Below are 14,879 nucleotides of genomic sequence, written 5' to 3'. Positions count from 1 at the left end.
CGTCATCAGCCATCGCTAAGCCAGCGCTTCGGTCACGAAGGGACCGGGGACCGCCGCCAGACCGCGCAGCCTGTCGACAAAGGCGCGGCAGTCGCTGCCGTCGTAGCTCCAGGTTCGTGGGTTGCGGGCCAGCACGCGCGCCTTGGCCTTGCCGAAGTGCTCCTGGTCCATGCGGCCGAGCGCGGTTTCCAGGATTTCGGGCGTGGCATCGGAAAGCAGGATGCCAATGTCCTGCTGGTTGAGAAAGCGCCCCGTCTCGGTATTGCCCATCGAGATCGGTACGGCGCCGAAGCGGCAGCCCTCATAGAGGCGGTTGGGCAGCAACCATTCCGAATTCTGCCCTTCCTCGAAGAAATCGATCGCCCAGGAAAAATGCACTTCGCCGTAGATCGCGGCCATGTCTTCCGGGTTGCGGTAGGGGCCACGAAAGGAGAGATAGGGTTCGGCCTCGACAAAAGCATGGAAATCCGGGAATTCCGAGAGTGCCGGACGGCCCCGGAGGACGACCTCGAAGCGCCCGCCCTGACGGCGCGTGAAGTCGGCCAGCAGCTCCAGCGAGCGGCGGCAGCGCAGCGCGCCGAACCAGCCGATGCGCCATGGGGGTGCTGCAGGGTTTTCGGCCTTTGACCGGTGATCCAAGACGATCGGCGCGGTTTCGAAGTATTTGTTTTCGACCAGTTCCACCGGTGCGGCGACCTGTCCGAACGGCTTGAAATAATTGGCGATGAAGGCCGGTGAACTCGTCACCAGAAGCTTCACGTCGCGGGCGAGATAACGCTCCGCTGTGCGCAGCGCCTTGCCCAGCATGTCATTGCGCAGCACCAGGCGATGGATGTCGAGGCATTCGTAGACAATCGGCGCGCCGCGAAAGGCGGCCTTGGCGCGCCTGGCCAGCGCCAGCATTTCCAGATTGCGCGCGATGATGAGGTCGGGCTTCGGCATCGCCGCAAGCTTTGAGCCTATCGACAGCGCCGCCTTGGCGACCGCCGCCAGACGCTGGCCGAATCGGCCGTCACGCGTCGCGCCGAGGTCGACCGGCTGCAGCCCCTCGACGTCGGGAACAGCATTTGTGGTCCGACGGAAGCCGGCCAACGTGACCCGCGCGCCGCCTGCCTTGAGCATTATGATCCGCCGGCGCACCGCCGGGTCGGAAACATCGTGCACAAGGTACAAGACATGCAGCATGAAAACTCGACCGCTGTTGGCCCACCCACGGGAATGCTAACCCAGCTTTTGCTGCATCGCAACATTTTTGGTGCGCCGTAGCATAAGTGCACGTTTTTTGTTGCACTGCAAAATTGATGCGTTACCCTCCGTCGGGCTTGAGCGCCGCTCTGACTGGTCACCCAGCCCGATGCAGCGATGAATTGTGACGCGAGCCGCATCGGGATCGTCCTGGCGTTGGTGTTTTCGGTCACCATGCCCGTCCTAGGCACCGCAGGCCCCGCCGCGGAATCTGCTGACGAAATGAGGTATCCCATGAAGATCGTCGTTGAAAACACAGTCTGCCTGAATACCGGGGATGCGGCGATTCTGCTGGCGATCCGCCACATTCTCAAGACGATCGTGCAAGGCGACGTGCGGTTTGCCGTCTTCGACAGCCAGCCCGAGGTTGCGGAACGACTCTATCCGAAGACGGATTATCCCGACCTCGAATTTCATAAGCTGCTGTCGGAATCCCTGTTCCGATACAAGAATGGCAGCGGGCTGAGGGACCGGTTCAAGCCGATCTACAATCGGCTCGTTCTCCAGGCCCTGCGCTGGTTTGGCAGCAGCGCGCTAGGCAATTTTTTCAGCCATCGCGACCGGCGCGGTCTCGATATCTACGCCGACGCGGACATGGTGGTCACCACAGGGGGAACCTATCTCGTCGAGAACTACAATCTCGAACGACGCCTCAATCAGTTCAGGCTCGATGCCGTATTTGGCAAGGATCCGGTCTTCTTCACGCAATCCCTCGGTCCGTTCGACAAAAGTTACAACCGCCAGGAGCTCGGCCCGATCTTTGACCGCAGTCCGCTCATCCTGTTGCGCGACGAACGGTCGCGGACCCATATCCGGGACTTGGTGAAGGATCTCGGCAAGTGCCACGTGGTGGCCGATGCCGTATTCGCCTTGGCCGATACCGACAGGATCCGCAAGCGTCTCGCTTCCAGCCAGCCGCCGGCGTCGACGGGCCGCGTCGCTATTTCGGTCCGCCACTGGAACTACGTCAGCGACGGTGAGGGCGGCATGCGCCGCTATCTGGATTCGGTCCGCGAGATCGCCACAATTCTTGTCAGGGACCTTGGCAAGGAGGTGACCTTCGTCTCCACGTGTCAGGGCGTGCCGGAATATGCCCATGACGATTCCAAGACCGCACAGGCCATCGTTGCCGAGCTCGATCCTGAGATCGCCAGCCACGTGACAGTGGACGCTTCGTTCCACACGCCGGACCAGTTGATGGCGCTGGTGAAGGGCTTCGACTTCGTCGTCGCGACGCGCATGCATATGATGATCATGTCGCTTTGCGTCGGCACGCCGGTGCTGCCGATCGCCTACGAGTTCAAAACCAAGGAAGTGGCCAAGCGAATCGGTGTCGACGATGTGCTGCTCGACATCGACACCGTGACGCCCGAAGAGGCGCGCGAAAAGCTCGGCCGGTTTGCGGGAAATCTCGACCGCTATCGCAAGACAAGCCTTCAGGCCGTGCTCGAAGAACATGCTTCGGCAATGTCGGCCACAAACCTGCTGGCGCCGCTGATCGCCGGCCGCTCAGCGGATATTGCGCGCGGCGTTGGACAGGGTGGTGAACAAAGCGCGTCGCGACTGCGGGACGGCAAGCATGAAAACGAGACCGATGCCGTAGTTGAGGGCAAGCGCCAAAAAGACCGCGAGCAGGTCTGACTGGCCCGTTAGAGACGCCGGCAACCACAGGTACAGGAACCAGGCAAGCAGGGACGAGGCGATGAAAAGCCCCTGCATGAGCAGGAAGTCGGCGGCGGTCACCGGACCGACGCGATGGACCAGTAGCGCCAGCACGGGAACGCGCAGCACGTAACCGCTGATGGCATAGGCCGCGGCAACGCCGACGGCGCCCCAGTGCAGGCCAACGACGAAGGCAGCGACGGTCGTCAGCGACGAATAGATGCCCCAATAGAACATGGTCTTCGTCTTGCCCTGACAGATGAATATCCATCCCGTCGTGCTTGAAACGGACTGGACCAGGCTGGCGATGCCCAGCCAGGCAAAGATCGGTGCGACCGGTGCCCAGCCCGCGCCGAAGAGAAGTCCGACGATCTGATTGGAGGTCAGCGTCAGCGCCGCGATGCCCGGCATGGTAACGGCCGCCAGCATCCAGTTGGTGCGCACATAGATATCGCGAAAGCGGGCCTTGTCATCGTGGATGCGGCTGAGCAGCGGCACCATGACCCGTGTAAGCGGCTGGTTGATGTTCTGAAGCGGGAACAACAGGAGCTTGTAGGCGCGGTCGTAATAGCCGAGTTCGATCGCCCCGGAATATTTTCCGATGAGAATGTTGTCGAGATTGCGCGAGAAGAAGTTGGCGAGGTTGAAGCCGGTCAGGTTGGCGCCGAACGACAATATATCGGCATCGACCTTCAGGTCCGGCCGCAAAGGCGTCCAACGCGCCACCAGCCAGGCGGCAGCCAGGGCGATAGCTGCCGAAACCGCCGGGCCGATGACCAGCGACCAGTAGCCCAACCCCGCATAGGCCGCGATCGCGGCGGCCAGAAGTCCGGCGGCGGCGCTTATCACGTCGTTCAGTGCGAGCTGGCCGAACTGCAGGTGCCGGTTCATCAACGCCAGCGGCACTGCGGCGAGACTGCCGAGAAGCAGCGGCAGGGCGGAGCCAAGGGTGATGCCGGACATACGTTGATCGCCATAGAACGCGGCGATGGCAGGCGCCAGGCCGGCCACTACCACGGCACTACCCAGCCCGACGAGCGCGCTGATCCAGAACACCTGGTTGAGCTGCTGGTTGCTGATGTCCTTGCGCTGAACCACAGCCTGCTGCAGGCCCAGATTCTGAAGCAGCCCGACGAAGGCCACGATCGGCCCGACGGAAGCCACCAGACCGAAATCCTCGGGGACGAGCAGACGGGCCAGCACGATGACGGAGAGAAACTGGATCGCCATCTTGAAGCCCTGGGCGCCGATGGTTACCAGCCCGCCGCGCAGGGCGACACGACCGAACTGGGGGGGCGGATTGGCGTTCATGCAAGCGACCTCGTTTCGCCAAGCCGCATGGCGATTTCCACGAAATGTTGGTTCAGCAGATCGGAGTTGAACTCGGCCTCGATCTTCTTGCGCGCTGCGAGAGCGATCTCTTCACACGGCTTCGGATTCTCGGCGATCCAGGCAAGCTTTCCGGTCAGCGCCGCAACGTCCCGCTCAGCCACGAGAAAACCCGTCTTGTGATCATCGATCAGTTCAGGGATCCCGGAATGATACGTGCTGACCACCGTCAGGCCGGCGGCCATCGCTTCCATCAGGGAAACCGGAATGCCTTCCAGATCGCCATCGCGGGCGCCGACGCTGGGCAGCAGGAACACATGCGCATCGCGCAGACGCTGTTTGACTTCGCTGTGCGGCCGGGGCCCAAGAAAATTCACCCTGTCGGCAATGCCAAGCTCTGCGGCGATCCCCTTCAGCTGCTCGAGAAGTTCTCCGCCGCCGATCACCGAGTAGATCCAGTCTCGCCGCGGCAGGCCAGCAAGCGCGCGAAGCGCATATTCGATGCCCTTCTTTTCAGTCAGGCGGCAGACCGAGATGAAGGAGAGCGTAGCCTGCTCCCATGAACGCCACCGATAGTCGATGTCACTCGGCCGCACCCCCATATGGTGAACCACAACCTGCTCCGGCGATGCACCGACCTCAATCAAGGCATCGCGGAAAAACGCATTCACCGGCAGTTGAAGAACGCCCTTTTCGAACACAATCTTGTAGCGCGCGAGCGTATTGTCATGCAGCGGTTCGCCGACATCACGGCCGTGAAATATCGTCACCAGGGGAGCGGAAATCCTCCCGCGCTTGATCGCGCGGGCCACGCGCATGCCGTTGTTGCCGAAATGGGCAACGATGACGTCGGCGCCCTGCAGTTTTCGCGCATGAGCAATGTCGATGGCGGTCGAGAGCTTGTCCCAGAACCTGCCGGACCACTTCCTGAGCAGCGGGCGATAGCGACCCAGGCCACCCCACCAGCATACGACCTTTCCTGGCAACGCCTGCCAGCGCGGATCATCGATGTTGCTGTCCCTGCCGAAGGACGTCTCGTTGCAGACGACGCCGACTTCCATGCCGCGCTCAAGGCATCCGGCTATCTGGTCGAGAACAAAGGTTTCGGACAATGAGGGAAACTTGTCGACTACAAAGCAGATCTTCATCGGCAGGATGCGCTCGTCCGGGGAGCCGGTGTCCCTTTGACAAAAGCCGGGCCGAAGACAGGGTGGCGGAAGCACAAGACATGCAGCATGGAACTCTACCGCTGTTGGCCCACCCGCAGGAACGTTAGTACAGGTCTTGCTGCACTGCAACATTTTTGGTGCAGTGTAGCAAGATTTCCCTCAGCTTGGCGTGCCTGCCGATCAAACGCAGAGGAGCAGTGTCAGCCGGCAGATGAAGGATCCGCCAAGCCCTCGGAAACGCCGACATGACCGGTGGGTGCATGCGCAGGGCTCGATGTGGCCAGTTGGGTAACGATCTGCGCAAAACGTTCATTCAGAACATCTGCGTTGAAGTCCTCCTCGACTTTGCGGCGTGCGGCAAGCGCGATACGCTCGCATTCGGTCGGGTGCTCCGCGGCCCAGGTAAGCTTGCCGGCAAGCGCTGAAATATCTCGCTCGGGCGCAAGCAACCCCGTCTCCCCATCCTTGATGAGCTCCGGGATTCCCGAATGATACGTGCTGACCGCAATCAATCCGGCGGCCATGGCCTCCATGAGCGCGACCGGAATGCCTTCCATATCCCCGTCGCTGGCAGTGATACTTGGCAGCAAAAAGAGATGCGCCATGCGAAGCCGTCTTTTCACCTCTGCGTGAGGGAGGCTGCCGAGGAATGTTACGCGACCAGCCAAGCCCAGCTCTACGGCCAGCTTCTCCAGATTCATCCGCAGAGGACCGTCGCCAACAATGTCGTAACGCCAGTCTAGCTGCGGCTGGGAGGCCTTGAGGGAGGCCAGGGCTCGCAAGGCGAACTCGACGCCTTTCTTTTCGACCAGGCGGCAAACCGTCGTCACGACCAGTTGGGTGCCTTCCCACGATTCCCAGCGATAGCCGATTTCGCGGGTGTCAATTCCCATATGGTGGACCGTCGTGCTCGCCTGGGACAGGCCGGCTTCCAGCAGCATCGTGCGGAAGTAATCGTTGACGGGCAGGTTCAGGGTCCCATGCTTGGTCAGCCCGGCATATTGTGTCGCGAGCACTGCCTGCCGCGCCGGGATCGCCACGTCCGCGCCGTGAAAGATGGTTATGATCGGTGGTTTGAGCACCTTCCATTTCTTCAGTGCGGCTGCTCTCTCGCCGTTCTGTCCGAAGTGGGCGACAATCACGTCGCAGCGGTTCAGGCGGCGTGCAAAGGCGATGTCGAGAACGGTCGAGGCCTTGTATCGCAGACGCGGCGGCAGACGCTGTACAAATTTGCTGATTACAGCGGCCCATCGCCACCAATGTCGGGTTCTGGCGAGCAGCGTCGCCATCGGCTCGCTTTGCCGGTCAATTCGGTGGTCACCTTGCATCTTTTCGCAGACCACTTCGACCTGAAAGCCCCGCGCCAGCAGCCCAGCCATCTGGTCCACGACGAAGGTTTCCGAAAGCAGAGGGAATTCGCCGACGACAAAGCCCACGCGCATGACCCGCCCATAAGGTTGGGGCTTGCTCGGACCAAGCGGTCCATATCGCACAAGCCCTAATGTAGACAGGCAGAATACACGTTGATTGCTGCAGTGCCACAAAATATTGCACTGCAGCAATTAAAAGTGATCCGGACGGGCGCACGACGCCTGGACCTGGCTAACGGGAACTTTGCGCGACCACGGTCGTGCAGCGTCTCAGCTGAAATGCAACACGACGCGTTTAGGCTGCGCGCTCCAAACCGACACGTCTTGCGCGGTCGAGAACGCCCATGAACGTTGCGAACTGGCTGTCGGGGTTCATCTGCCGCCGCTCCGAAAACTGACGTGCTGTCGCTGACAGCCGCTTGTACTCGGCCTCATCGCTCCACAGCCGCCTGATCGTTGCGACCCAGTCGGCGAGCGGGGCGTCGTAGTCCAGTACCACGCCGCCGGCGCCGATCGCTTCCGGCAGACCGCCGCGCCGCGAGCCGACCACGGGAATGCCACTACAATGCGCTTCCGAGGCCACCCGGCCCCAGGCTTCTTCCCATTTGCTGGGCGCAAGCAGGATTTTCGTGCGGCCGTAGACCGTCTTCATGTCGCTGGTGCGGCTTTCCAGCTTGACGTTCTGGAGGGGAGAGATTGTTGCTTCGATCCGGGCTCGATGATCGTCGTCGAGCTTCCAGCTTTCGACGAACAGGAACGGGATCTCGGGACAGGCGGCGGCAATGCGCACCGCAAGATCGAAGCCTTTTTCCTCATATGGATTGATGAGCGTGACAAATTCACCGGTCGTCGGTGTGCTGTAGAACGCGGGATTGATGGTCGGCGGAATAACCGTCGAATCGATATCGAATTTTGCCTTATAGGCGCGCGCGGTGAACTCGGAGTTGGCGATATAGACCGCCGAATGGAGCTCACGCAGATCGCCGGCCAATTCGTCGAATTCGACATTCCTCAGATAGACGGTCAGCGGCACGCCAAGCCTCTGCAGCTCTCTGCCGATCGGCACCGAATTGTGGCACTGCACGACCGCGACATCCGGCCTCAACTTTTTGACGGCGAAGTCGGCCGCTTCCCAGGGGAACCACGCCCGTACAACCGGATAGCCCGGGAAATTGTCGATGACCGCGCGCTGACGAAGGAGCTTCATCTTGGCGCGCGCCCTGAAGCCGAACATGCCGTCGCCGAACAGCGCTGCCAGAACGGATGCCTCGTGACCGTTTTCGCGCAATTGCTCGACCAGGTGGTGGGTGCTCGACTGGACGCCCCCGCTGAATTGCGGCGTGTAGCCGGTGCCGCCTGCAAACAGAACTTTCATGAACCTGGCTCCGCGTTGTGCCGCCCTGCCTTCACGCCGCCATCCTGCCGATCGAGAAATACTCGATGCCGTGACGGGCGATGACCTTGGGATCATAGAGGTTACGGCCATCGAAGATGACCGGCGTGGTCAGGGCATCCTTCACCGCGTCGAAGGACGGGGCGCGGAAACTCTTCCATTCGGTGGCGATCAGCAACGCGTCGGCGCCGCGCAGTGCCGCCTCCTTGGTGCCGCACAACAAAAGGTCGTCGCGCAGGCCGTAGATGGCCTGGCATTCCTGCATCGCCTCGGGGTCGTAGGCCTGCACATTGGCGCCGGCCTGCCACAGCGCCTCCATCAGGACGCGCGCCGGCGCCTCGCGCATGTCGTCGGTGTTGGGCTTGAAGGCGAGGCCCCAGAGCGCGAAGGTCTTGCCCTTGAGACTGCCCTTGAAATAACGGTGCACCTTGTCGAACAGCACCGACTTCTGGGCATTGTTGCGCTCCTCCACGGCGCGCAGCAGCTTGGCGTCGAACTTGACACCTTCGGCGGTCTTGATCAGCGCGCGGACATCCTTGGGAAAGCACGAACCGCCATAGCCGAGGCCGGGATAGATGAAGTGGTAGCCGATGCGCGGATCCGAGCCGATGCCCTTGCGTACCTCCTCGATGTCGGCGCCGAGCTGCTCGGCCAAATTGGCCATTTCGTTCATGAAGGAGATCTTGGTCGCCAGCATGCAGTTGGCGGCGTACTTCGTGAATTCGGCGCTGCGCACGTCCATCACGATCATCTTCTCGTGGTTGCGGTTGAACGGCGCGTAGAGCTCCCGCATCACCGCCTCGGTGCCCTCGCTGTTGGTGCCGACAATGATGCGGTCAGGCTTCATGCAGTCGGCGACGGCGGAACCCTCCTTGAGGAACTCAGGATTGGAAGCGACGTCGAAAGCCAGGTCCTGGCGCCCGCGCGCCTTCAGCGTCGCGGCGATTTTGGCCTTCACCTTTTCGCAGGTGCCGACCGGCACGGTCGACTTGCCGACGACGATCTTGGGACCGTCCATCTCGCGGCCGATGGTCTCGGCCACCGCCAGCACATATTTGAGGTCGGCCGAACCATCTTCGCCGGGTGGCGTGCCGACCGCAATCATCTGGATCTCGCCATGCTTGACGCCGGCGGCGGCATCGGTGGTGAACTTGATGCGGCCGGCGGCGTGGTTCTCCTTGACCAGTGCCTCCAGTCCCGGTTCGAAAATCGGCACCAGGCCCTGGTTGAGCCGCTCGACCTTCTTTTCATCGACATCGACGCACACCACCTGGTGCCCGACCTCCGCCAGCACCGCGGCCTGCACGAGACCGACATAGCCAATTCCAAAGACCGTCAAATTCATTCGGGTTAATTCCTGTTCACGCCCTTTGGCCTTATATGGCCGGGCCGGTTCAGATCTACTTTATGCTGCTTACACTGCATGCCAGCGATTCCGGAAACTGGCACGGCTGGCCGAGCGCGGTGAAGGCGACGCGCTGCACCTGCATCGTCACCTGGCGGCCGGGGTCGGAAAAGGCGCCCATCCAGTTTTTCAGCGTGTCGCTGCCCCAGAGGCTGAAGAATATCTTCTGCGAGTGGGTCGGCAATTGCTCGGGATTGGTCACTTCCTGGACCAGCTTGCCGTTGACGTACCAGCGCAGCCGGTCCTTTTCCCAGATAAAGGCATAGTCGTTGAAGCCCTTGTCGGCGCCGCCTTCGACCTCGGCCAGCTTCTCGTTCTTGGGCTTGCCGGCGATGTAGCTGTTGACCTGCACCTTGGATGTATCCTTGGTCAGCACCTCGAAGTCGATCTCATACCAGGGCTGTTTGTCGGCAGGGCCGATATAGGTGAAGAAAGCGGCGTTGAGACCGGATCCGGTGTCGGTCTTCATCCGTGCTTCATAGGTCCCATAGCCGAAGCGCTGCTTGGTCTGGATCTCGGCGCAGGCGAACTCGCGGTCCTTCAGTTTGCGCTTTTCGAAGCCGAGCGTCAGCATGTTGTCGGAAAATTTTACCAGGCTTTTCGACCAGGTGCAGTTCTGGTGATTGCCGTTCGACCAACCGTCGGAGACATACCAGCGCGAACGATCGAAACTCTTGAAATCGTCGACGAAGGACGGTGCGCTTTGCATCTCCGGGGAGGCGTCCTGGGCGCGGGAGGGGTGGGCGGCGCCGAGCAGAGCTGCGGCTGCCGCCAACAGAAGCGCACCAACGGATAGAAGACGCGTTGGGTTTACAAGACGCATTGGCCGATTTGGCCGCGTCGAAATCATGGCATCGATTGCCGCCATGGGCGTCGTCTTCGGATCTGCGTTCATATCAATTCACCTTTGTGCTGTTCCGCCCCAACCCAAAGTCACCGATTGGCCCACATTGCTAACGGGCCGATCCCGATCCTCCGTCCCCGAACTTTCTCTTCTGTGTCTCGTGTGACCGTGTTCAGCCGAAGCGACCTGCGGGTTTGACATATTCCCCGTGCGAATCAGAACTCTGGCCATCCTCGCCGACGATCGCGTCGAGTGAATGACGCAGTTCCTTCATCCGGCTCGTCTGGCGCACCAGCTCGGCGATGCGCTGTTCGCAGTTCAGGATGGACTTCGTCAGCTCGCCGACTTCCGACAGCTTGCGTGCCGACGCCGAGCCGTTCTCCATCGACTCGACCAGGAAGGCCGCGTTGGTGGACTTCGACCGGTAGCGGGCCTCCAACCCGGTCTTCTCGGCCGCAATCTCGGCCGTGATCTGATCCAACAGCTTTGCCAGACGGTCGAAACGCGCCAGATCGGTCTGCTTGTCGCGCGCTGGGTCCCTGGACCTGAAGCCGAAAATTGAAGCCATCCGGTTGGCCTTCCAAAATTGCTGCACCGCAACATACAGTGCCATCGTCGGGGCGTGTAGGCAACCTCCGAGTTTCAGAAAGGCAATTTTTTCAGCCTTGCGGCCGCCGTCCCGGACCTGGCGGAGCCTACTTTTGCGCCGCCGTGCTGGTACCGGCCATGAGGAAGCGCAAGGGCGGCACCGGCTGCTGCCGCGGGGGCAGACCGGCGTGGCGAAACAACGCATCGAGCTTGTCGGCGGCCACGCCGACAACGATGGGAATGAGATTCGACTGGCTGGCCAGCGCGTAGGCGGCGGCAGACGCCATGCCGCGCTCGGCCTTCACATCGAGAAAATTGCGCAGCCGGTATTTGTCACGCACATGCCGCTCGTGCTTGCGCAGCAGGGCCTTGGAGCCTTCCGGCAGGCTGTCGATCTTGAGCAGTGCCAGATCCGCATCGGCGAGGCGCTTCAGATCCTGTGTCTTGTGGCGCCCGCTCAGCGAATCGGCGCGCACGATCGCGCCATAGCCGCAGGAACGGATGACCTTGAAGCGTGCGCCAAGGGCAAAGGCGCGGGCGTACAGTTCATAATCTTCGCCGAGACGCAGGTTCTCGTCGTAACGCAGCCCATGCCTGTCGAGGAAAGCTCTTGATATCACCGGCTTGAGAAAGCCGAGTTCGCCGCGCTGGACACGCCGTCTGGAGATGTTGCCCTCGATGAACCGCTCGAAGTCGAGGAATTCCGGGTCCGCCGAAAAGGACGGGGCGACGATCTTAGAGACGTCGGTCGCCGTATCGTCACGGATCAGCATGATGTTGTCGGCGGCGAAATCCCAGTCGGTGCTGGCAAACAGCTGGCGAAACCGTCCCTGAAGGAAGAAATCGTCGGCGTCGAGAATGCTGATGAAAGGCGATTTCGACCCGGCAATGGCGGCATTGCGGGCGAAGGACGGGCCGCGATTGACGTCGAGCCGGATGACCGAAAGCCGACCGCTGCCATCGTCGGCAGCGCTGGCCACTTTTGCGGTGTCGTCGGTGGAGGCGTCGTCGACGACAACGACTTCCGCCACCTCCGGCTCGCGCAGCGCCGAGGCGATGGCTGCGGGAATGGTCCGGGCCGCGTTGCGCGCCGCGATGATCACGCAGACCCGGGATTCTGTCATGGACATAGGATGGCCTTTCGATTGCGTAAAGTGTCGCGAGGCCCCTCGCCCTCCCGGCGCGCGGCGCCGGACCCCGATCCATCCTCCCATGATCCATCCCCAGCGGATCGGGACGGAACGTTTTCTGCCTGCTGCATGACGACCCTCATCGTCACCGGCTTTCCCGCTCGAAAATCCGCCGGCTGAGGTCGGCTGACGCGGCCCAGCCGGCCTCGGTCAGGTAGCGGACAGGTTCGCGGCCGCACAATTCCCACAAAACGGTGCGCCGTTGCGGCCATCTGAGCGACGACAGCCACGGCGCGATGACCATGTGGAACAGGTCTTCATTGCCGATGCGTGACAGGATCCTGGTGGCCCGATCCGACAGCAGCGTGCCGGCGCCACCAAGTAGCACATCGGCGGCGCGCAGGCCCAGCAGCAGGGTGTCGGCCAGCCCCTGCTCGGCCGCGTAGTCGAGCACAGTCTGCTGCTCGGCCTCGCTCAGCCGACTGGCAGCGGCCCGGATATCGCAGACATAGCCCGCGCATGGCTCGCGGTTGAACAGCGCCTTTGCGACACTGATGCAGGACAGAAGCAAAGTGTCGGAGGCCGAGATGAACGGCACGCTGGAGCCGGCGATCGCAAGCGCGCGCTTGCGGCGCAGGAACCCTTCCGTATCGCGCGGGCTGGGCGATCCCGGCTGCTGGAGCCGGTAATGGAGATCGACGGTGGACAATTTCCGACCCTGGCTGCGAACCATGTGCTGCTCGCCCAGAAAGCGCACCCACCAGACGGAGCGGGACTTGCCGGCGACCTCGTAGCCGATCGAGCGCAACGCATCGCGAGCTCTAAAGAAGCCGGCCGGCGACACCAATATGTCGACATCTCCGGACGGCTTCATGAAATGGTCGCCATAGAGCAGTTGCTGCTGGAGGGGCCCCTTCAGGAACACGAAATCGATGCCGCTGCCGCGCAGCGCCTTGTCGATGGCCATCGAATCCATGATGCCGGACGAGTTCATCGCAATCGTGCGCCGGCGATAAGTGTCGAGCCACTCGAGCAATCCCGGCGGCGTCTCGCCCGCCGGTGGGCGCGACAGCGCCTTCAGCATGAAGGTGGCGACCTTGTTCAGCCTGGCGATGTCGCAAACATCGGCAACGGAGATGGCCGGTGCAGGCGCGGTGCCGGGGCTCGCCCCGGAGGCGAAGAACAGCCGCAGGCACGCCTGCACATAGGCCACTTCGTCGGCGCAGCCAGCGGCGCGCAACCTTTCGAAGGTCCCTTCCTGCAAGGCCATCTGCTGCAGCATCTCCGCAAAAAATTCGCCAGGCGCGTTATATTGCAAGTGCGAAGCAAAGCATCGCCAAATTCATGCGCCGCGTCCAGTTTTTTCCTTGGAGACAATTTTCCTGCAACCTCTGCGTCTAACGACACAGTCGTACAACGGATGCAAGGCGTCGCCTGATCGGAGCCTATGCCCGACACGTCAGCAACAATCTTGTGGGAACACGCGCTAGCGCCCAAATGACGAGCGTTCGACTAGAAAATTTAATGTAATAAAATCAGCTACGTAACTAAGAACCACGGTCACTCCGCTGAAATCACCTAGGCTGTGAAAATGCAAGCGGTTTTGATCACCATTGAAGGCTACCGCAACCGAGAATTGATTAACGGCGGGTAAATCAGGCTTGACTCATAAATGCTGCCATGCAGCTATTGCGGTGCAGCAATAGCTCGCTGCCGGCAATCGACAGGCCGCTTCCAGTCCACAAGTGGAGAGTAAATTGGAACAGAATGTTGAAAAGCATGAGTACGAAACCCCTAGCCTGACGGTCCACGGCTCGATCGAGACCATCACGCAAGGCGGTAGCGGTACTACGGCACTCGACGCCTCGTTTCCGGCACATACGCCGGTCGGCGAACTCACCTTCTCCTGAGTCTTCTCTCGTTGGGGTGACAAAGTCCGGACTCTGCAAACAGAGCGCACTAAGGAGAGTCGGGGGTCAAACCCCGGCTCTCGCGTCTTTGTCCGGAATTGCCGAAGCGTTGGTGTTGTGAGCGAGGTTTAGGAATGGACTGGAACCCCACGGACCATGATCGGATGAGCGCGAGCAAGGATGCCGTGGCCTGCGAATTCGGCAACGGCCTGGCGCTGCTCGATATGAGGTCCAACATCTATTACAGCCTGAACAGCGTCGGCGCCTATATCTGGGAGCTGATCCAGGAGCCGCGGCCGATTTCCGAAATCCGCAGCGCCGTGCTGGATCGCTACAATGTCGATCCGGAACGCTGCAAGGCCGATGTCGATGGATTGTTGAAGGGCTTGGCGGACGCCGGGCTTGCGAGGCTCCATGATGAGGAACTTGTCTAGAGCTTTCTCACTGAGCGGGCCGGAGATGCTCTTTCTCGCCCACTGCCTTGCGGTGGTCGTGGCGGTGCGGCTGGGGCTGACGCTGCTTTCCTACAACAAAGTGCGCCGCGTGGTGACCCGGCTCGACGCGCGCGAACCAGCCGACATCGGCGATCTCAGGCGTGTCGCCTGGGGCGTGGCTGCGGCTGCCCGCCTGGTGCCTGGCGCAAGCTGTCTGACCCAAGCGCTTTCCGGCCAGTATTTGCTTGCCCGCCAGGGCAACGCCTCAAAAATCCGCATCGGCATCGAGCGCGACACCGGCACCGAGTTGAAGGCGCATGCCTGGCTGGTCAGCGGCGACCATATCGTGCTCGGCGGCTCGCTTGGCAGGTTTAACCATCTCGTCGACCACGGCCAGTGA

At 61.5% G+C, this 14,879-nt stretch carries 13 protein-coding genes and 1 pseudogene; 4 read left to right on the top strand and 10 right to left on the bottom strand.

What is annotated here, in order from left to right; genetic code table 11:
• Nucleotides 1-15: 15 nt before the first annotated feature.
• A complete protein-coding gene (locus NLY36_RS18585; RefSeq protein WP_286461297.1) occupies nt 16-1,185 on the bottom strand; it encodes a glycosyltransferase in 1,170 nt (389 codons plus the stop codon).
• A gap of 177 nt (nt 1,186-1,362) precedes the next feature.
• Here NLY36_RS18585 and NLY36_RS18580 point away from each other — a divergent pair.
• A pseudogene (locus NLY36_RS18580) lies at nt 1,363-2,481 on the top strand (polysaccharide pyruvyl transferase family protein); the annotation flags it as partial.
• Between the two features lie 273 nt (nt 2,482-2,754).
• On the opposite strand, the gene NLY36_RS18575 reads toward NLY36_RS18580, so the two are convergent.
• The 9 genes from NLY36_RS18575 to NLY36_RS18535 form a co-directional block, all read right to left on the bottom strand.
• Nucleotides 2,755-4,218 (bottom strand): lipopolysaccharide biosynthesis protein, encoded by a 1,464-nt coding sequence (locus NLY36_RS18575; protein ID WP_023736208.1) that lies wholly within the window; start codon nt 4,216-4,218, stop codon nt 2,755-2,757.
• Nucleotides 4,215-5,384, bottom strand: coding sequence for a glycosyltransferase (locus tag NLY36_RS18570; protein WP_023736209.1), 1,170 nt, complete (start codon nt 5,382-5,384; stop codon nt 4,215-4,217). The genes NLY36_RS18575 and NLY36_RS18570 overlap by 4 nt, the downstream gene beginning before the upstream one ends.
• 221 nt (nt 5,385-5,605) lie before the next feature.
• On the bottom strand, nt 5,606-6,847 hold the full coding sequence (locus NLY36_RS18565; protein ID WP_023736210.1) for a glycosyltransferase: 1,242 nt from the start codon (nt 6,845-6,847) through the stop codon (nt 5,606-5,608).
• Nucleotides 6,848-7,070: 223 nt separating this feature from the next.
• Nucleotides 7,071-8,150, bottom strand: a complete 1,080-nt coding sequence (locus tag NLY36_RS18560) for a glycosyltransferase (RefSeq protein WP_023668804.1) — start codon at nt 8,148-8,150, stop codon at nt 7,071-7,073.
• Nucleotides 8,151-8,181: 31 nt separating this feature from the next.
• Nucleotides 8,182-9,513, bottom strand: coding sequence for a UDP-glucose dehydrogenase family protein (locus NLY36_RS18555; protein ID WP_023668805.1), 1,332 nt, complete (start codon nt 9,511-9,513; stop codon nt 8,182-8,184).
• A 55-nt stretch (nt 9,514-9,568) separates the two neighbouring features.
• On the bottom strand, nt 9,569-10,468 hold the full coding sequence (gene exoK, locus NLY36_RS18550; RefSeq protein ID WP_023668806.1) for an endo-1,3-1,4-beta-glycanase ExoK: 900 nt from the start codon (nt 10,466-10,468) through the stop codon (nt 9,569-9,571).
• A 121-nt stretch (nt 10,469-10,589) separates the two neighbouring features.
• The gene (locus tag NLY36_RS18545) at nt 10,590-10,985 is read right to left on the bottom strand and encodes a cytochrome P450 family protein (protein WP_023668807.1); all 396 of its coding nucleotides are present in this window, start codon (nt 10,983-10,985) and stop codon (nt 10,590-10,592) included.
• A 127-nt stretch (nt 10,986-11,112) separates the two neighbouring features.
• Nucleotides 11,113-12,135 (bottom strand): glycosyltransferase family 2 protein, encoded by a 1,023-nt coding sequence (locus tag NLY36_RS18540; protein ID WP_023729642.1) that lies wholly within the window; start codon nt 12,133-12,135, stop codon nt 11,113-11,115.
• Between the two features lie 145 nt (nt 12,136-12,280).
• Entirely contained in the window at nt 12,281-13,405 is a 1,125-nt protein-coding gene (locus NLY36_RS18535) for a nucleotidyltransferase family protein (protein WP_023736211.1), read from the bottom strand.
• 487 nt (nt 13,406-13,892) lie between these two features.
• Between NLY36_RS18535 and NLY36_RS18530 the strand changes: the two genes are divergently transcribed.
• The 3 genes from NLY36_RS18530 to NLY36_RS18520 all read left to right on the top strand — a co-directional run bounded on the left by NLY36_RS18530 (nt 13,893) and on the right by NLY36_RS18520 (nt 14,879).
• Nucleotides 13,893-14,045: a lasso RiPP family leader peptide-containing protein gene (locus tag NLY36_RS18530; protein ID WP_023684233.1), complete on the top strand. Its 153-nt coding sequence runs from the start codon at nt 13,893-13,895 to the stop codon at nt 14,043-14,045.
• A 164-nt stretch (nt 14,046-14,209) separates the two neighbouring features.
• The gene (locus tag NLY36_RS18525) at nt 14,210-14,479 is read left to right on the top strand and encodes a PqqD family protein (RefSeq protein ID WP_245259933.1); all 270 of its coding nucleotides are present in this window, start codon (nt 14,210-14,212) and stop codon (nt 14,477-14,479) included.
• Between the two features lie 25 nt (nt 14,480-14,504).
• Nucleotides 14,505-14,879 (top strand): lasso peptide biosynthesis B2 protein, encoded by a 375-nt coding sequence (locus NLY36_RS18520; protein ID WP_023689984.1) that lies wholly within the window; start codon nt 14,505-14,507, stop codon nt 14,877-14,879.

The organism is Mesorhizobium sp. C399B (assembly GCF_030323185.1).
Lineage (GTDB): Bacteria > Pseudomonadota > Alphaproteobacteria > Rhizobiales > Rhizobiaceae > Mesorhizobium.
The sequence above is the reverse complement of the archived record's forward strand: the minus strand, read 5'-3'. Positions and strand labels throughout refer to the sequence as shown.